Raw genomic sequence first — 17,309 nt, forward strand, 5'->3', positions numbered from 1 at the left:
TCTTTTTTCGCTCACAACGATGGTGGTTTTAGGTCTGATTTGCCCCGATTTTGAGCAAATGACCTCCTTCGGCACCACCGACAGGGCCAAGCTCCACCTTCCAATCCGCAAGGCGAATAATGTCCGGATGATGTTCGATAACGATGACCGTATCGCCGCGGGCAGAAAGTTTGCGGAGCATGTTCCAGAGGATTTGAATATCCTTGAGGTGGAGCCCTGTAGTCGGTTCATCGAGCAGGTAGACCATTTCTTGGGCGGGTTTGCGGGCAAGTTCCGCCGCCAACTTGAGGCGTTGCGATTCGCCGCCGCTGAGCGTGGTGACGGACTGGCCGAGTTTCACGTACGGGAGGCCCACATCGCGCAGGCATTCCAGTTTCGGAAGAATTTTAGGCTGGTCCTTGAAGAATTCGCAGGCTTCGGCGACGCGCATGTCGAGCACGTCAGCGATATTTTTACCCTTAAAGGTGACGGTGAGAGTCTCCTGATTGTAACGCTTGCCGCCGCAGACATCGCAGACTTCCCACACGTCCGAAAGGAAGTGCATTTCTACCGAGATGGCGCCGCGGCCTTCGCAGGCCTCGCAGCGGCCGCGAGCCAAGTTGTAACTGAAGCGGCCATAATCGAAGCCCTTCAACTTGGCTTGCGGCAGTTTGGCGAAAAGCCTACGGATTTCGTCAAACACGCCCGTAAAACTGGCGGGCGTGCTGCGAGGAGTCCCCGAAATCGGGCTTTGGTCCACCAGCAACACTTCGCCGCTCTGTTTTTTGCGACCGCGGGCCTGGAATTTCTTCTTGAGGCGCGGGTAAATTTCGTCCATGACCATGGAACTCTTGCCCGAGCCAGACACGCCGCAGACAACGCTAATCGCGCCCTTCGGGAACTTTACAGACAAATTCTTCAGGTTGTTGTGATTCAACTTTTCGAATTCGTAGAATTCCGTGGAATCGGTAATGGGCTTTGCCGCAATCTCGTTCGCCATCGGGATGGTGTGCGTCAGGTACTTGACCGTTTCGCTGCGCGGGAACTGCTGCAAGGCATACGGCTTGGAGAGTTGCTCCGGAGAGCCTTCGGCGACAACCTCGCCACCGAACTCGCCCGCTGCCGGGCCCATATCGATAATATGGTCCGCCGCCTGCATCATCTTCATGTCATGTTCCACCACCACGAGCGTGTTACCCAAATCGCGCAGGCGGTAAAGCGTATCGAGGAGCATGGCGGTATCGCTTTCGTGCAAACCCACCGTGGGTTCGTCAAGCACATAGAGCACGCCTTCGAGGCCGCTACCAATCTGGCTTGCGAGTCGGATTCTCTGAGATTCACCGCCGGAGAGCGTGTCGCCCGCGCGGTCGAGGCCAATATAGCCGAGCCCCACGCCCTTGAGGAAGTTGAGACGCCCGACAATTTCGCGGAGCAAAGGTTCGGCAACCGTCATCTTGCCATCAGGATTTTTGTCGCCCCCGAAGTTGTCGCGCTTGAAGTTTTCGTTGCTGAACCATTCGAGCGCCTGGGCGATACTCATGTGGTTCACGTCCATGATATTCTTGTCGCCAATTTTAACTGCAAGGTATTCGGGTTTGAGGCGTTCGCCATGGCAGTCCGGGCAAACTTCGCCATCTTTAAAGTGACCGAGGCCAAGGCAGGTTTCGCAAGCGCCCCAGTGCGTATTGAAACTGAAGTGTTTCGGGTTCAGCGCCGAATCCATGTACCAGCCGCAATCGGGGCAGCCCGGCTTTTCGGAACAGGCCAAGCGACCACCCATTTCGTCTTCCACATAAAGGATTCCATTGCCATCGCGGTAGCCGCGCTCAAACGCTTCCACTAGGCGAGCGCGGTTTTCTTCCTTGACCACGACCGTATCGACGACGGCGAACAACTGTTTTTCACGGGTCGGAATTTTCGGAAGCGGAAGTTCCACCAGCTTATTGCCGAGGTAAACCTTGCGGTAACCCTTCTCAGTGAGGATTTTCGAAAGCTTCAGTACGTCCTTGATTTCGAACGGGGCAAGGACGGTTACCTTCTTGTTCAAATCGCGATCGAAGGCGTATTGCATCAGGTCGCCCGCGCTGTACGAAGACACTGGCTTCCCGCATTTCAAGCAATGCGGGGTGCCGACCCTCGCCCAGAAAATGCGGAAGTAGTCATAGATTTCGGTGAGGGTCGCCACCGTACTGCGCGGGCTCTTGCTCGCACTCTTCTGGTCAATCGCAATCGCAGGAGCCAAGCCCGAAATCGAATCGATGCTCCCGTGGTCAGGGCGGCCCAAGAAGCGGCGGGCATACGTGCTCAAGGTTTCCACAAAGCGGCGCTGGCCTTCGCTAAACAGCGTATGGAAAGCAAGGCTCGACTTGCCAGAGCCCGAAACGCCTGTGACCACCGTAAGCTTGTGACGCGGAATCGTCACGTCGATATTCTTGAGGTTATGCTTGCGGGCGCCATGCACCTCGATATCGAGCGACAAATCTTCGCCGCCCTTGAGTGTGCGGTCAAAGTGATGGTTTTCGCCGTGCTTTTTCGCGAGCACCGGCGCGAGGTACTTGCCCGTTTCGGATTTTTTGCATTTCGCAATCTGTTCCGGCGTACCTGTCGCAATCACTCGCCCGCCGTGGATGCCCGCATCCGGGCCCAAATCGATAATCCAGTCGGCGCACTTGATCACATCCAGGTTGTGTTCGATAATCACGACGCTGTTGCCGAGGCTACGCAGGCGATTCAGGCAATCCATGAGCTTGCGGATATCTTCAAAGTGCAAGCCCGTCGTCGGTTCGTCGAGCAGGTAAAGCGTCTTGCCGGTACCCGGGCGGCGCAGTTCAGAAGCAATTTTAATGCGCTGCGCTTCACCGCCGCTGAGCGTTGTCGAAGGCTGGCCCAAAGTGAGGTAGCCGAGGCCCACCTCCACAAGCAAATTCAGCGGTTCTGCAATCTTCGGAATATCCTTGAAGAATTCCGCTGCATCGGCAATGCTCATGTCCAAAATTTCGGAGACGTTCTTGCCCTTGAAATAAACTTCGCGCGTGGCATCGTTAAAGCGCTTGCCACCGCAGACTTCGCAGGTCACCTGCACGCTCGGCAAAATGTGCATGTCCACGATTTTCACGCCCGCGCCTTCGCATGCATCGCAGCGGCCGCCCTTCACGTTGAAGCTGAAACGACTCTTGCTGTACCCGCGAATCTTACTTTCTTCCATGCTCGCGAAAAGGTCGCGTACGTCGTCCCAAATCTTGGTGTACGTTGCCGGGTTGCTTCGCGGCGTGCGGCCAATCGGCGTCTGGTCGATTTCAATCACCTTGTCGATGTTTTCGAGGCCTTCCAGATGGTCGAACTTGCCTACCGGTTCTTCGGAGTTATAGAACACGCGGGCCAGTTCGCGGCGCAAAATCTGGTTAATCAGCGTACTCTTGCCGGAGCCAGAAACACCCGTCACCACGGTGAGCGCGCCGTCCAGCGGAATTTCCACATCGATATTCTTGAGGTTGTTTTCAGCGGCACCGCAAATCTTGAGTTTGGGCGTATTCTTGTCAATCTTCTTGCGCTTTTCGGGAATTTCAATGGCCTTGCGGCCGCTCAGGTACGCACCCGTCAGCGAAGCCTTGTTCTTCTCCAGCTCCTCGACGGTTCCTGCCGCAATCACGCGACCGCCTTCCACGCCAGCACCCGGCCCCACGTCAATCACGCAGTCCGCATGGCGCATGGTGTCTTCGTCGTGTTCCACGATAATCAGGGAATTGCCCTGCGCACGCAAATGTTCCAACATCCCGAGCAGTTTATCGTTATCGCGGGGGTGGAGCCCGATGCTCGGCTCGTCAAGCACGTAAAGCACGCCCTGCAGGCCGGCGCCCACGGCACTTGCCAAACGAATGCGTTGGGCCTCGCCGCCACTCAAAGTAGAAGCCTTGCGGTTGATGGTCAAGTACCCCAGCCCCACCGCATTCAGGAAACTCAAACGCCCGCGGATTTCTTTCAGAATTTCCTTGCCGATTCGCTTTTCCTTTTCGGACAAGTCAATCTTGTTGAAAAATTCCACCGACTTCTCGACGGACCATTCCGTCATCTCAGTCAGATTCACTCCATGAAACGTGACCGCATTCGCCGTACGGTTGATGCGCGTGCCGTGGCATTCAGGGCAAACGCCAATCTGCATGTACTTGCGGAAGTGGTAAATGTGCCACATGTCCCACAGTTCTTCCATGATGGGCATGATTCCCCGTTCGCTCCCGCTGGGCGTGCCGTACAAGACGGCATCCTGTTGCGCCTTCTTGAGCTTGTTCCACGGCGTATCCAGCGAGAAATGCATCTCGTTCGCGATGTTGCGCAAGTTGCGGCGGCCGAAGTCGCTGAAAATCAGCGTGCCGTCATCCTTCTTGATCGTCGCGATGCAGCCGTCCTTAATCGATTTCGTCTTGTCCGGGATAATCAAGTCCAAATCAAACTTGAAGCTTTCGCCCATACCCTTACAGGCGGGGCAGCGGCCCTTCGGGTCGTTAAAGCTGAAGAACCGCGGTTCCAGTTCCGGGATGGAGATACCGCACTTGGGGCAAGCGAGCAGCGTACCCTGTAGGCGGTATTCTTCCTTGGCCGACGCATTTCCAGTCTGCGACGCATCCCCCGCACCTGCAGAACCGCCCGCCGACAGCAAGAAGCTCACCAACTTTCCGTCGGTCAATTTCAGTGCGCCTTCCAGCGCCTCGCGCAGGCGGCTCATGTTCTTGCGTTCCAGCGTCAAGCGGTCAATCACCGCCTCAATCGTGTGCTTCTCGTAACGCACCAGCGCAGGCACTTCTTCAAGCCTGTAAATCGTGCCGTCCACGCGGGCACGCACAAAGCCGTTTTCCTTGAGTTCTGCCAACTCCTTGCGGTATTCACCCTTGCGCTCCTGCACAATCGGCGCCATCACCGTAATCTGCTTGCCCTCATCGCTCACATACAAATTATCGACAATCTGGTCCACCGTCTGCGCCTGAATCACGCGCCCGCAATCGGGGCAGTGCGGCACGCCCAAGCGCGCAAAAAGCAAACGGTAATGGTCCAAAATTTCCACCACTGTACCCACCGTCGAACGCGGGTTACGGTTCACCGTCTTCTGGTCAATCGAAATCGTCGGCGAAATACCGCGCACGCTCTCCACCTCGGGGTGTTTCATGCGGCCGATGAACTGGCGCGCGTACGCCGAAAGCGACTCCACAAAACGGCGCTGGCCTTCCTGGAACACCGTATCGAAGGCGAGGCTCGACTTGCCCGAACCGGAAACGCCAGTTACCACCACGATGGAATCGCGGGGAATGGAAAGGTTCACATGGCGGAGGTTATGTTCGTGCGCGTCGCGGATTTCAATAGACTTTGTCATGTGCCGCAATATAGAAAAAGACGGCTTAGCCGTCTAATTTTAGTGAACATTTGTGCAGAAATTCAAGTTTTTTATTTCCGACGCATCCAGAAAGCGGTAAACACAATCACCGACAAGATACACAACGCGATAATCAACCAGAAGGCCATCGGCGAACCGACCGTGGCGTCTCCGTTCATGCCGAAGGGCAACTTCACGTTCATTCCAAACAAACTTGCGAAGAACGTCGGGAGAGAAATAGAAATCGTCACAATCGTCAAGTTCTTCATCAGCGTGTTCACGTTGTTGCTGATGACGCTTGCGCGGGCATCCATCATGGACGTCAAAATGTTGGCGTAGATTTCAGCTTGCTGCAGGCTCTGGCGGTTTTCAATCACGATATCGTCCAGCAGTTCCCGTTCGTTTTCGCTCCAGTTCAGGCTGCGGCCAATCTGCAACTTCTTGAGCAGAGTATCGTTGCTGTTCAAGGCGCTCACGTAGTAAATCAAGCCCTTGTTCAAGCTGAACATGCTAAGCAGGTACTTGTTTTCCATGGCCGTGCGCAGTTTCTGTTCCAACTCGTCGTTAATGCGGTTGATAATCTTCAAGTGTTCGTTGAAGTGGAAGATGGCGTAGCTCAACACACGCAGCACGAAGGTGTTCAAGCTGTCAATCTTCGAAAAGCGCTTTTCATCCATGATAGGAATGTCAGAGTCCGTCAGGAGCAGAACCCAGTCCTTGAAGATGAATATACCGAAAGATTCCACGCGGAACTGGAAGTTGTCGCTTGCCGAATAGTTCTTCGGCTTCTTAAACACGATCGTCGTAAAATCGTCATCGTATTCGATGCGGGAAAGTTCGTCCGAGTCGAAAGCAGAGGCTATGGTATGTTCGGTGATTTCGTACTCTTTAACGAGCACACTACGTTGCTCTTGGCTCAAGGAACCCATCATCACGATGTCGGCGCTGTCTTCGTTCGGGGCACTAGCGAGGCGACCCGATTCGATCTTGTAGTACTTCTTGAGCATAGGAGCCCCCTTTATCGAACGGCTTCAAATATAAAAAAAACCTCGGCAAAACCGAGGTTTTTTAAAGCTTTTTTTGAATTTAGTGCTAAATTACACACCCTTCTTGAAGCGCTTGCTCCACCACAGAACCACGGGAGAGCAGATGCACACAGAAGAGTAGGTACCGATAAGGATACCGAAGCACTGGACCAAGCCAAAGTCGCGGATGGAAGAACCACCCATCACGGCGAGGATCACGCACACGAACAAAGTCGTGAGAGAGGTCACCATGGTACGGCTGAAGCACTGGTTCAGGGACTTGTTGATGGTTTCGGCGAAGTTGCTGGAACCATACACAGCAGTGTTTTCACGAATACGGTCGAAGTTCACGATGGTGTCGTTCACAGAGTAACCGATCATGGTGAGGAGCGAGGCAATCAAGGCACCATCAAAGGAAAGACCGAAGGCGGAGATGAAGCCAAGCGTAATCACGGTATCGTGTACCAGGCCGAGCACGGCCGCGACACCGAAGCCGAGACCGAACTTACCGAAGCGGAACCACACGTAAATCAAAATGCCGAGCCATGCGAGAATCACAGAGAGGATAGCGTTGAAGCGCAGTTCCTTACCGATGGTCGGACCCACATTGTCCTTAGCGACGATTTCGCACTTCTGACCGGCCTTTTCGAAGGCCTGAGCCATCTTGAGTTCGAACTGGGCGTCATCAGAGGCGCGCATGCTAATCTGGTAAGAGTTAGCAGAAGTACCACCGAGCGTACGGACCTTCGTGCCAGAGATACCGGCAGCAGACAAAGCCTTGCTCAAGTCCTTTTCATGCTTGTCGCTATCCTGGTACTGCACGGTATAAACCTGACCACCAGTGAAGTCGATGCTGAAGTCGAAGCCCTTGACAGCGATGAAGGCGATGGATGCCACAATGAGGATCATGGAAACAAGACCGAAACGACGGCGGTTCGGAATGATCTGGAGGTTCGCTTCGTTGATAGCCTTGAAGCCGGAACCAATCGAAAGCGTGGTACGATCAGCCTTGGCAAGACGCCAGTCAAGAATAGAGCGAGTCACCGTGATAGCGCAGAACAAGGAAGTCAAGATACCGATCGTAAGAGTAAGACCGAAACCCTTCACGGAACCGGTACCAATCTTATAAAGGATAAGGCCGGTAAGCACGGTGGTCAAGTTGGAGTCCAAGATGGCACCGAAGGCGCGTTCGTAACCCTTGGCCACGGCGGCGCGGGCGGTCAAGCCGTTCTTGAGTTCTTCACGGATACGTTCGTAAATAATCACGTTGGCGTCGAGAGACATACCGACCACGAGGATGAAGCCTGCGATACCCGGCAAGGTCAACGTAGCGTTAAACACAGACATCACGGCTGCGGTCACCAAGGTGTTGATCACCATACCGAAGCTTGCAATCAAACCACCGAGGCGGTAGTAGGCAACCATGAACACCAAGCAGAGGATAAGGCCGATAGCACCGGAACCGAAACCCTGCACAATGTTTTCTTCACCGAGGGTTGCACCCACGCTGCGGCTTTCAATAATCTTCATCGGAGCCTTGAGGGCACCGGCGCGGAGCACCACGGAGAGGCGGTTAGCTTCGGCCATGTCGTCGAGACCCGTAATCTGGGCTTCGCCGTTCGGGATACGGTCGCGGATCACCGGAGCAGAAATCACCTGGTTGTCGAGCACGATAGCCATCTGCTTGCCGATGTTGGCGGCAGTCACGGCAGAGAACTTCTTAGGACCAATGCCACCGAACTTGAGGCTCACGGCCACTTCACCGGCGCTCACACCGTCAGACACGCGGTAGGGGCGAGCATCGACCACATCGTCACCGGCCATTTCGGCACGGCGCTTGAGGAGGTAAAGGCGCTTGGCCTTGATCTTGGAATCACGCTGCACCGGTTCAAGACCGCTGCCGAAAGCGAAAGCGACATCGCGCGGAATCAGCTTCTGCACACCGTCGGTAGCGAGGAGCTTCTTGACCTTTTCCACATTTTCTTCGGCGATAAAGCCACCGTTACCAAAACTCAGGTAGTAAGCGGAAAGAGCAACGCCGACCTCAGATGCCGGTTGAGCCTCGACTGCAGCAGAATCCTTGGCAGAATCGGTAGCAGCGACTTCGGCTGCCGGAGCCTTACCGAGCAATTCGTCATCGGAAAGGGTCTTGGTTGTATCCTTGGCGGAATCCTTAGCGGCGACCGTAGAATCCTTGGCAGTGGAATCCGTAGCGGCGGAGTCAGCCACGATGTCGGTCGTCTGGCGGGTCAGGTACTGGTCAATGAGGCCGACCACCTGGGTAAACTTTTCAGCTTCGGCCAGAATCTTGAATTCGAGCTTAGCGGTCGAACCCACGAGAGCCTTTGCAGTGGAGTCATCCACGCCTGCCAGTTCAACCACGATTCGGTCGTCGCCGGACGGGGAAATCTGCGGTTCAGAAAGACCGTACTGGTCAACGCGGTTGCGGATGATTTCGAGGGACTGTTCCTGAATGTCCTTGATATCGTCGCCCTTGATGTTCGACTTGTCGATTTCGAGCGTAATGGCCGTACCGCCGGCAAGGTCCAAGCCGAAGTTGATGGACTTTGCGCCCACCTTCGGGTTTTCCTTGAGGAAGGTCTGCTTTTCTTCGCCCTTCTTGGTGTGAACCTGGATAGAAGGCCATACCGTGTAGGCCGACAAAACAATGACGAGGAGAATAATGAGTTCTCGCATGCCGAATTTTTTCTTATTCATTTGTAATCCCTATAAGGCATTATTCACTAAGTTTTGCGCCCAAATGTAGAAAAATAGTCTTCAGTCATTAAAAATTTGTCACAAGAAATGCGTTTAGAAAGCATCTGTGAGCCTCAAGCGACTCGTCTAAACGAGTCGTGGAGGCGAGAGTGAGGCGAAATCACATATTTTCACTATAAATAGAGCCGAACGGTCTGCAAGGGGGAAGACTCCCCCTGGTTCGCACTTCGTCGCTCACCACCCCTTCGCCTAGGGGTTTAACCCCTAAAACCCCGCAAGGCTTTTATTTATATAATGTTGAACTTGTATTCAGAGCCGTCTTGCAGCACAACGAGCGTCATCGTCTTTTTGCCGAGGGTACGCTCAATAGCAAATCCATTGTCGGCGGAGCGGATTTCGAGTTTTCCTTCGCGCAGTACCGCATTCTTGTTGCGGAGTGCAATCATCTGCTTTAAAAATTCGTACAGTGGCTTCCCCTGCATTTCGGCAAGCTTGCTCCACGGTACGCTACGGCGGTTGTCAGGATCCTTGCCGCCTTTCATCGAAAGTTCTTCGCCGTAATAAATGCACGGCGCCCCCGGCAAGAAGAAGAGAATCGTATACGCGAGCTTGATTCGTTCGAGGCTTGCGCAGGGTTGCGACATCAGGCGCGTGGTATCGTGGCTCCCGAGCAAATTCATGGGAATGTCGCCACGGCCTTCGGGGAATGCTTTCTGCAGGCGTTCACCGAATTCCTTGATCGAAATCGGATTCTCGTCGAACAGAAACTGCATCGCCGCCTTGCGGAACATGTAATTCATCACGCCGTCAAACTGGTCGCCCTTGAGCCAGCGAGAAGGCTCATCCCAAATCTCGCCCACAATGTAGGCGTCCGGATTCACCTTTTTCACGCGGCGACGGAATTCCTGCCAAAAACTGTCGTCGTCAATTTCATTCGGGACATCCAAGCGCCAGCCGTCAATGCCGCGCTTCATCCAGTACTCGCCTACGCTAAAAAGGTACTCGCGCACATCGGGGCAGTCCGTATTGAATTTCGGGAGCGCCGGGAAGTTCCACCAGCATTCGTAATTGGGCTTATCGGTATAGGCGTTCAGCGGCCAGCCCTTCACATGGAACCAGTCCACATACGGCGAATGCTCGCCCAACTCCATCAGGCTATTGAACTGAAAGAATCCGCGAGAGCAATGGTTGAACACGCCATCCAAAATCACGCGCAACTTTAGCTTGTGAGCCTTCTTGACCAAGCGGTCAAAATCTTCGAGCGTACCCAGCACCGGGTCAATCTCGAAGTAGTCCACCGTATGGTAACGGTGATTCGAATTGCTCTTGAAAATCGGGCACAGGTAAATTGCGTTGACGCCGAGGCCCGCAATATATTCAAGCTTGTCTTCGATGCCCGCAAGATTCCCGCCGAACATGTTTTCGCGGGTAGGCTTGCTCCCCCACGCGACAAACTTGCCTACGGCCTTATAACGCTCCGAACGGCAGAACCGGTCCGGAAAAATCTGATAAAAGATAGCGTCTTTAACCCAAGCAGGAGCGAACATAACTAGAACTTTGAGCTTAGAGCTTAGAACTTAGACACAATCTCTAAGTTCTACCAACTAAGCTCTATCAACTAAATCTTCCACATGGGGCGGCGCTTGCGCACATCCACGAGCATGCGGATTTCAGAGGCAAGCGACGAGTAGTCCATCAATTCTTCTACAGAACACGGCATGCGGTAGCACCAGTTAGAGCCACCCACCGTACCCGGCACATTCACGCGTTCTTCTTCGGGCGCGCACTTGCTAAGGCTTGCCGATAGAGCAAAGTAATCTTGCACCGGCAAAATGCAGAACAAGCTGTTCGCCGTATACACGTGAAAGAGTATCTGGCGTGCCACAGAAGGCGTCACCTCGTCAGGGGCGTTGCCCGGCAAATGTGCATGCGACCAATAAAGGTTGCGGTCAAAGTCGCTTTCCTTCCAGAGTCCACGCAAGCTAGAGGTATCGTGGCAGCTGGTGGTGCACACAGACAGGCGCGGGTATTCGTCCATTTCGTAGTACGGCGAATACGGGGCATTCCAGTTACGGGCCCAGCGTTCAATGCGCAACGACAGAATATTGAGTTTCTTGAGCACGGCAGGCACGCAAGGCGGCACGGCACCCAAGTCTTCGGCGCAGACCAGCATATCGGTTTCCTGCGAAAGCACGGTCAAGAGCTTGGTGGCATTGGCATCCCACAAGCCATTCTGGGAATTTTCGTTTTCCTTGATCAGGTTACGCAACTTTTCCTGTTCGTAATCCGGCAAGGTAAAGAACACCGGCGCATTGTACCAGTACCAATACGGGTAGAAATTGTTTTCGTCGCCCGAGGGAACAAACACGCGGTTCCAGTAAACCTTGAGCAGCTTGTCCTTGACTTCTTGCGGTTCGTTCATGCCAAGGATAGCCTTTTCGGAACTGTACTCCGGCTTGAGAATCAAGCGGTCCGGGTGACCTTCGAGCTGGGTAAAGCAAATCGGAGCAAGACGGTCGGCGTCAGCGCCCAAAAATTCGTGCAACTGGTCTATGCCGTAATTCGGGCGGCGCAGGTATTCCAGCGTTTCGCGCATAAAGCCAGCGGCAGCGAGCTTGTCGTAAGTGAGCGGCACGCACGGGTTAAAGTAACCCAGAATGCCCGTGACTTCTTGCTGCGGAATCGACCAAATGCGGAAGAATCCAAGCACGTGGTCAATGCGGTAAGCATGGTAGAACTTGCTTGCCTGAGCCAGGCGGCGGCGCCACCATACAAAGTCGTCTTTTTCAATCACGTCCCAGCGGTAAGTCGGGAATCCCCAGTTCTGGCCCGTGTAGCTGAACATGTCAGGAGGAGCGCCCGCACGGTCATCCAGCGAGAAGTACTTGCGGTCGGCCCACACGTCGGCACTGTCTTCGTTAATCAGAATAGGAATGTCGCCCTTGATGCGGATTCCCATCTTGGAGACTTCGGCAACCGCAGCGCTGAACTGTTTCTCGGCTTCGAACTGCATCCAGGCCTGGTACAGGTTATCCTTCAAGAATTTTTTCCAAAGGGCCTCGATATCCTTTTCGGTCGGGTCGCGGTAATTCTTCCAGTCCTTCCAGCTTCTTTCGTCGTTCTGAGCCTTGAGAGTGCAATACACGCAATACGGCTTTGCCCAAGCATTGTCATCGATCCAGCGCTGCAACACCTTGTCTTTTTTCAGGTCGTCGTAACGATTGTCAAAAATCTTGCGCAGAATCATGCGCTTCCAAGTCGTAATATTGTAATAGTCGATTTTGCCGTACTTTTTAAAATCAGCCTTGCCCGCCCGGATTTCGTCTTCGTATTCCGAAGAACCTTCCACCGACTGCACGTTAATGAACACCGGGTTCAAGGCAAAGGCACTGCGGGCGCTATAGGGGCTCGATTCGGCCCCCGTATCGTTCACCGGCAAAAGCTGAATAATATTGAAATCACAAAAAGCGGTCCAGCGGGCAAACGGAATCAGGTCCAAGAATTCACCTATACCGATGCTCTGTTTGCTATAAAGGCTAAAGAGGGGAACGGCCACGCCGCTCTGGAAAAATGAAATGTCACCGTAACGCATATTTAAAATTTAGAAAAAGTCCGAAGTAGGCGGAAGACAGTAGTCTGCTGTTAAGAAATAAAAAGCCTTTTCCGCAGTTCTTGCGAAAAAGGCGCTAAAATGTTTGATTTTTTTCGTTTAAATCAGGCGGAGGATTTCCTGGGCGGTCTGTTCGGCAAAGGTGTTGTCCTGCACGAAACGACGCACCTCGGTCGGGTTGATTCGGGCATATTCCGAAAGGGCACGACCGATACCGTTACGGATGTAGTAATCATCATCCTTGGCGCAAGTCAGGCAGAACTGCCTGAGCAGCGGCCAGTCGGTACGATCCTTGTACTGAATCTGGAAAATGATCGCGCTACGGCGCACCCACACGTTCGGGTCGCGAATCCAGGAAGCGATCTTGGAGCGCAGCGCCGGCAAGCGGAGCGCCAAGTCACCCAGGACGCAAGCGGCGAGCGTATCGACGGTATCGCGCCAGGCACGGGTCTTGATTAACTTTTTAAGGAAGGCAAGGTGCTGTCCACCGAGCAGAACCCTGTGGCGGAACAGGTAGTCACAAGCCGCATACTGGATTTCACGATACGGCTGTGCCCACATGTCCTCGACCCTAGCCACCAATTCGTCACCATCTTTCGGAGGATACTTGTCGAATATGGGGTAGGTCACCTCACGGCGGGGAACAAGACGAATTCCAAGGAAATCGAACTGTTCTCGGGCCTTCTTAGACATTTCATGTGCTTCTTCTTCATTAGAGATAGCACGGAGAGCAAGTAATATTTCTTGAGTAAACCGAAGCATGTATAACAAAAATAGTCCAAAAAAAATTTTTTTTCTAGGTCTTGACAAGCATTTTTTTCAATTTTTTTTAAATTTGGGTCGCATTTTTTACAATAAAATGACTTTTTCCACTCTTGACAAGGCCCGAAAGGGCTAAAAATCGGGCTTTATGGATCAGAATTTGTCTAACATCGCACTCCAAATCATCGAAGTTCCGCCGGAACTCCGCGGACTCACCGACGAAGAAATCATCCAGAATTCCGAAAAAATCAAGAAAGATTTTAACGGGAAACGCAAGAACGGGGCCGCCAGACCCTCCAAGAAAGACCGCCTCGCCCAAAAGCAGCAAAAGGAATACCGAGAAGCCCAGAGTATTGCGAACGAGATTTTCGGTTCCATACCCAAGCAGGGCGACCTGTACTTCAAGTCCAAGGCAGCCCTCCCGGGAATCCCCCCGCTCAGCGAACTTTCGGCCGAAAAGCAGAAGATGTTAAGTTCCGCCTTCACGCAAGAAAGCCCGAGCTTTTCGAGCTACAAGCTGAAAGAAGCGACTTTGAGCAGCGCCTCCAAGTCCATGATTTCGGAACCTCCGAAGCCCGCCTCGGGCCGCGTTCTCAAGGCGTCGTTCGGCTTTAAAGGCGGCGACAAGCCCAAGGCCGTGATTGTATCGGCCGCAGACCTCGCCAAGCAAAAAGCCGAAGAACGCGCCAAGAAGATTCAGGATTTCTTTAAGGCCAAGCACCCGGAAGCAACCGTGATGCCCGACGGAACTCCCGTAAAGCGCGGCCGCGGAAGACCTAGAAAAGTCCGTTCGGCTCTGTCGCATAAATAAAATTGTGATATCGACTCGCTCTCGCAAAAGCGTGCAAAACGAGAGTCGCGAAATTATGCTTGCATAATTTCATGACCGAGTGAAGCCGCGGACGCCGTAGGCGTCAACCACGCCTCGTCAATACGTGGCGTTTGTTGCTCACGGAAAGTCCGTTCGGCTCTATAACATTCATTAAACGTGACATCGCCTCTCTCTCGCAACCGCCCCAGCTTAACGCCTGGGGCTTTGTTGCTCACAGAATCTAGTTGTGTAGAAGATAGTAGGAAGTAGGAAGTAGACTGTAGACTGTAGGCGGTAGGCTGGTGGTTTGGTATAAAATCAGACGGACTTTGTCCGTCTTTTTTTTGATATTCCCTTGCAAGCCCAAAAAAAACTCCTTCCCGGGGTGAGAAGGAGTTTTGAGAGGCAACGATCAGACTCGAACTGATGAATAAGGCTTTTGCAGAGCCGCCCCTTACCAACTTGGGTACGTCGCCAAAGTGAAACGCAATATAGGTAAATTTATTCCCTTTTTCAAGGGCAAACCGGGCTTTTTTTGCATTTTTTTATCTTTTAGGCATGACTAAACCGCCGTTCAAGGTCAGGTTCAAGGCTTTTCTTGTAACCCTCTGGATTAAAAGCCTGCGCATAAGGCTAAAAACGCCCGAATCGTTTGCACCGGGAATCCTTGGGGTATGGCATCAAGATCTACTCGCGAGTGCCGCCGCCTTTAAAAACTGGGGCGTGCACACGCTCGTTTCGGAATCAAGCGACGGCGACCTTTTCGCAGCAATCGTCCAAAATCTCGGCTACAGTGTCACACGTGGCTCTAGCACCCACGGCGCCACCAACGTGCGCCACTTGCTTATACCGCTCCGCGAAGGCCACTTTGTAGGCATGGCGCTAGACGGCCCTCGCGGACCGGCAGGCGTAGTCAAAAAAGGCTCGCTCTGGCTTTCCAAATCAAGCCACACTCCCCTATGGCAAATCAGCGCCAAGTACGGCGCGCACATCACGCTAAAAACATGGGATAAATTTGTCTTGCCCCTGCCGCTGACACGTATTGACATCGAAATTAAATTATCTTTGTGACTGCAAATATACCAAGGTGATAACTTATTAACTAAGGAATGAATCGTGATTTTAATGCCCCCGAAATTTGTCGCCTTCGACCTTGAAACTACAGGTCTTAACAACCAGAAAGATGAAATCATCGAAATCGGTGCCGTCAAGTTCACCGTCGAAACCAAGAACGGCAAAGTCGTGCCCAAGCTGCTCGGCGAGCTCGAAACCTTCGTGAAGCCGAACATGATGATTCCGGCCGAAGCCTCTGCCGTGAACCACATTTACGACAGCGACGTGCAAGACGCCCCCGCCGTGGGTGACGCCATCAAGAAGTTCACCGAATTCTGCGGCCAGAGTTCCATTCTGCTCGCCCACAACGCAAACTTCGACGCAAGCTTTTTGCGCGTGGCCTACAAGAACAATCCGCAGCTCGTGCCCGGCAACCCCGTCATCGACTCCCTCGCTATTTCCAAGGCAATCCTCCCCGAAGCAAGTTCCCACAAGCTCGGCATCTTGGCCAACATGTTCCAGCGCCGCGACGAAATCAGCATGAAGATCGAATCCGACAAAATGCACCGCGCCGTTTACGACTGCCTGATGCTCATGGAAGTGTTCGTGGCCCTGCTCCGCCGCCGCTTCAAGGAAAAGGACTGGGAAATGGCCTGCATCATGAAGAACATGGAAAAGTACAAGGGCATTCCGCAGTTCATCAACAAGTAAAAAAATCCCGGCGCTTGCCCGCCGGCGCTTATCAAAAAAAACCGCTCCCGAAGGAGCGGCTTTTTAGATTTCTAGTGATTTAGAAAAGACTTATGCCTTTTCCGCAACCACCCAAACCTTGACCTGAGCTTCAACGTCGCTGAAGACCTTGATCGTCACGGTGTAAACACCGAGCTGCTTGATCGGTTCTTCGAGAGCAACCTGAGCACGGGTAACCTTAACGCCCTGCTTGGTGATGGCGTCAGCGATGTCAGCTGCGGTCACAGAACCGTACAGACGTTCGCCTTCCACAACGCGGCGTTCGAGGTTAACAGAAATCTGAGAAAGCTTAGCAGCCACATCGCCAGCGGCAGCGAGTTCCTTCTGGAACTGAGCTTCGACAGCAGCGCGGTTGTTTTCGATTTCGAGCTTGGCTTCCTTGGTAGCGCGAACAGCGAGCTTACGCGGGAAGAGGTAGTTACGGGCATAGCCGTCCTTAACCTTCACGACGTCAAGCATCTTGCCCAAGTGGGGAACGTTGGCCTTAAGAATAATTTCCATAGTCTAGTTCCTCCTTAGCGCAGACTGTCCGAAACGAACGGGAGAATAGCCATCTGACGGGCACGCTTGATAGCTTCGTTCAGCATACGCTGATACTTGGCGGAGGTGCCAGAAATGCGGCGAGGAATGATCTTACCACGTTCAGAGATAAAGCGACGAAGAGTCTTTTCGTCCTTATAGTCAATGAACTTGATGTTGTTTTCCGTGAACCAGCAAGTCTTCTTGCGGCGGATACGGGTTGCCTGCTTCTTATCTTCAAAAGCCATTATTCAGCCTCCCCTTCTTCTGCGTCAACCGGGATGATATCTTCGGTGGACTGGGTCTGAGTTTGGTCATAAACAATTTCGCTCATCGGATAATCAGCGAGAGTCATCCAGCGGAGAACGTTTTCGTTCAGCTTGAGAGCGGCTTCCACAGAGGCGACCGTAGCGGCTTCGGCCTTGTAGTAGAAGATCACGTAAAAGCCATGCTGGCGCTTCTTGATGGAGTATGCGAGCTTGCGCTTGCCCCAATCGTCGCGGCGGAGGATTTCGCCGTTGCCTTTGGTGATGTTGGCGGCGATAGTCTCGATTTCGGCCTTGATAGCGTCGTCAGAGATCATAGCGTCGATGATCACCATCGTTTCGTATTGTCTCATATAATGAGTCCCTTTGGTCTATCGCCCGGGAAACCGACATTGGCCCCGGGAGGGTTCCGATAAAAATCGGTGCACCAAATATAGAAAATCGGGATTTAGGT

Annotated in this window: 12 protein-coding genes and 1 tRNA gene; 3 read left to right on the plus strand and 10 right to left on the minus strand. The window is 53.2% G+C overall.

The annotated features are described in order from the left end of the window. Positions 1–28: 28 nt before the first annotated feature. From uvrA to BUC02_RS02895, 6 genes are all read right to left on the minus strand, one after another. Complete coding sequence (gene uvrA / locus BUC02_RS02870; protein ID WP_073318372.1) at positions 29–5,341, minus strand: excinuclease ABC subunit UvrA; 5,313 nt, start codon at positions 5,339–5,341, stop codon at positions 29–31. Positions 5,342–5,412: 71 nt separating this feature from the next. Beyond that, a complete protein-coding gene (locus BUC02_RS02875; RefSeq protein WP_073318378.1) occupies positions 5,413–6,348 on the minus strand; it encodes a magnesium transporter CorA family protein in 936 nt (311 codons plus the stop codon). A 90-nt stretch (positions 6,349–6,438) separates the two neighbouring features. Then, positions 6,439–9,084 (minus strand): protein translocase subunit SecDF, encoded by a 2,646-nt coding sequence (locus BUC02_RS02880; protein ID WP_073318381.1) that lies wholly within the window; start codon positions 9,082–9,084, stop codon positions 6,439–6,441. A 287-nt stretch (positions 9,085–9,371) separates the two neighbouring features. Further along, entirely contained in the window at positions 9,372–10,631 is a 1,260-nt protein-coding gene (locus BUC02_RS02885) for a glycoside hydrolase family 13 protein (RefSeq protein WP_073318384.1), read from the minus strand. Between the two features lie 71 nt (positions 10,632–10,702). Then, a complete protein-coding gene (locus tag BUC02_RS02890) occupies positions 10,703–12,676 on the minus strand; it encodes a 4-alpha-glucanotransferase (protein ID WP_073318387.1) in 1,974 nt (657 codons plus the stop codon). A gap of 117 nt (positions 12,677–12,793) precedes the next feature. Beyond that, entirely contained in the window at positions 12,794–13,456 is a 663-nt protein-coding gene (locus BUC02_RS02895) for a DNA alkylation repair protein (protein ID WP_073058164.1), read from the minus strand. Between the two features lie 148 nt (positions 13,457–13,604). Here BUC02_RS02895 and BUC02_RS02900 point away from each other — a divergent pair, with 148 nt between their 5' ends. Beyond that, a complete protein-coding gene (locus BUC02_RS02900) occupies positions 13,605–14,267 on the plus strand; it encodes a hypothetical protein (RefSeq protein WP_073318390.1) in 663 nt (220 codons plus the stop codon). Positions 14,268–14,670: 403 nt separating this feature from the next. Here the strand turns inward: BUC02_RS02900 and BUC02_RS02905 are convergent. Beyond that, positions 14,671–14,743, minus strand: a tRNA-Cys gene (locus BUC02_RS02905). An 82-nt stretch (positions 14,744–14,825) separates the two neighbouring features. On the opposite strand from BUC02_RS02905, the gene BUC02_RS02910 reads away from it, so the two are divergent. Then, positions 14,826–15,338, plus strand: coding sequence for a lysophospholipid acyltransferase family protein (locus tag BUC02_RS02910; protein ID WP_073318393.1), 513 nt, complete (start codon positions 14,826–14,828; stop codon positions 15,336–15,338). A gap of 54 nt (positions 15,339–15,392) precedes the next feature. After that, positions 15,393–16,031 carry a 3'-5' exonuclease gene (locus BUC02_RS02915; protein WP_254794079.1) on the plus strand — a complete coding sequence of 213 codons (639 nt, stop codon included), beginning with the start codon at positions 15,393–15,395 and terminating at the stop codon, positions 16,029–16,031. 90 nt (positions 16,032–16,121) lie between these two features. Here BUC02_RS02915 and rplI read toward each other — a convergent pair whose 3' ends face one another. Genes rplI through rpsF form a run of 3 tightly spaced genes read right to left on the minus strand, consistent with a single transcriptional unit; the run spans position 16,122 to position 17,208 of the window. Then, positions 16,122–16,571, minus strand: coding sequence for a 50S ribosomal protein L9 (gene rplI, locus BUC02_RS02920; protein ID WP_073318396.1), 450 nt, complete (start codon positions 16,569–16,571; stop codon positions 16,122–16,124). 14 nt (positions 16,572–16,585) lie between these two features. Then, positions 16,586–16,837, minus strand: a complete 252-nt coding sequence (rpsR, locus tag BUC02_RS02925; RefSeq protein WP_072801474.1) for a 30S ribosomal protein S18 — start codon at positions 16,835–16,837, stop codon at positions 16,586–16,588. Continuing rightward, positions 16,837–17,208 carry a 30S ribosomal protein S6 gene (gene rpsF / locus BUC02_RS02930; protein ID WP_073058172.1) on the minus strand — a complete coding sequence of 124 codons (372 nt, stop codon included), beginning with the start codon at positions 17,206–17,208 and terminating at the stop codon, positions 16,837–16,839. The genes rpsR and rpsF overlap by 1 nt, the downstream gene beginning before the upstream one ends. Between the last annotated feature and the right edge of the window lie 101 nt (positions 17,209–17,309).

It is taken from the genome of Fibrobacter sp. UWOV1 (assembly GCF_900142495.1).
GTDB lineage: Bacteria > Fibrobacterota > Fibrobacteria > Fibrobacterales > Fibrobacteraceae > Fibrobacter.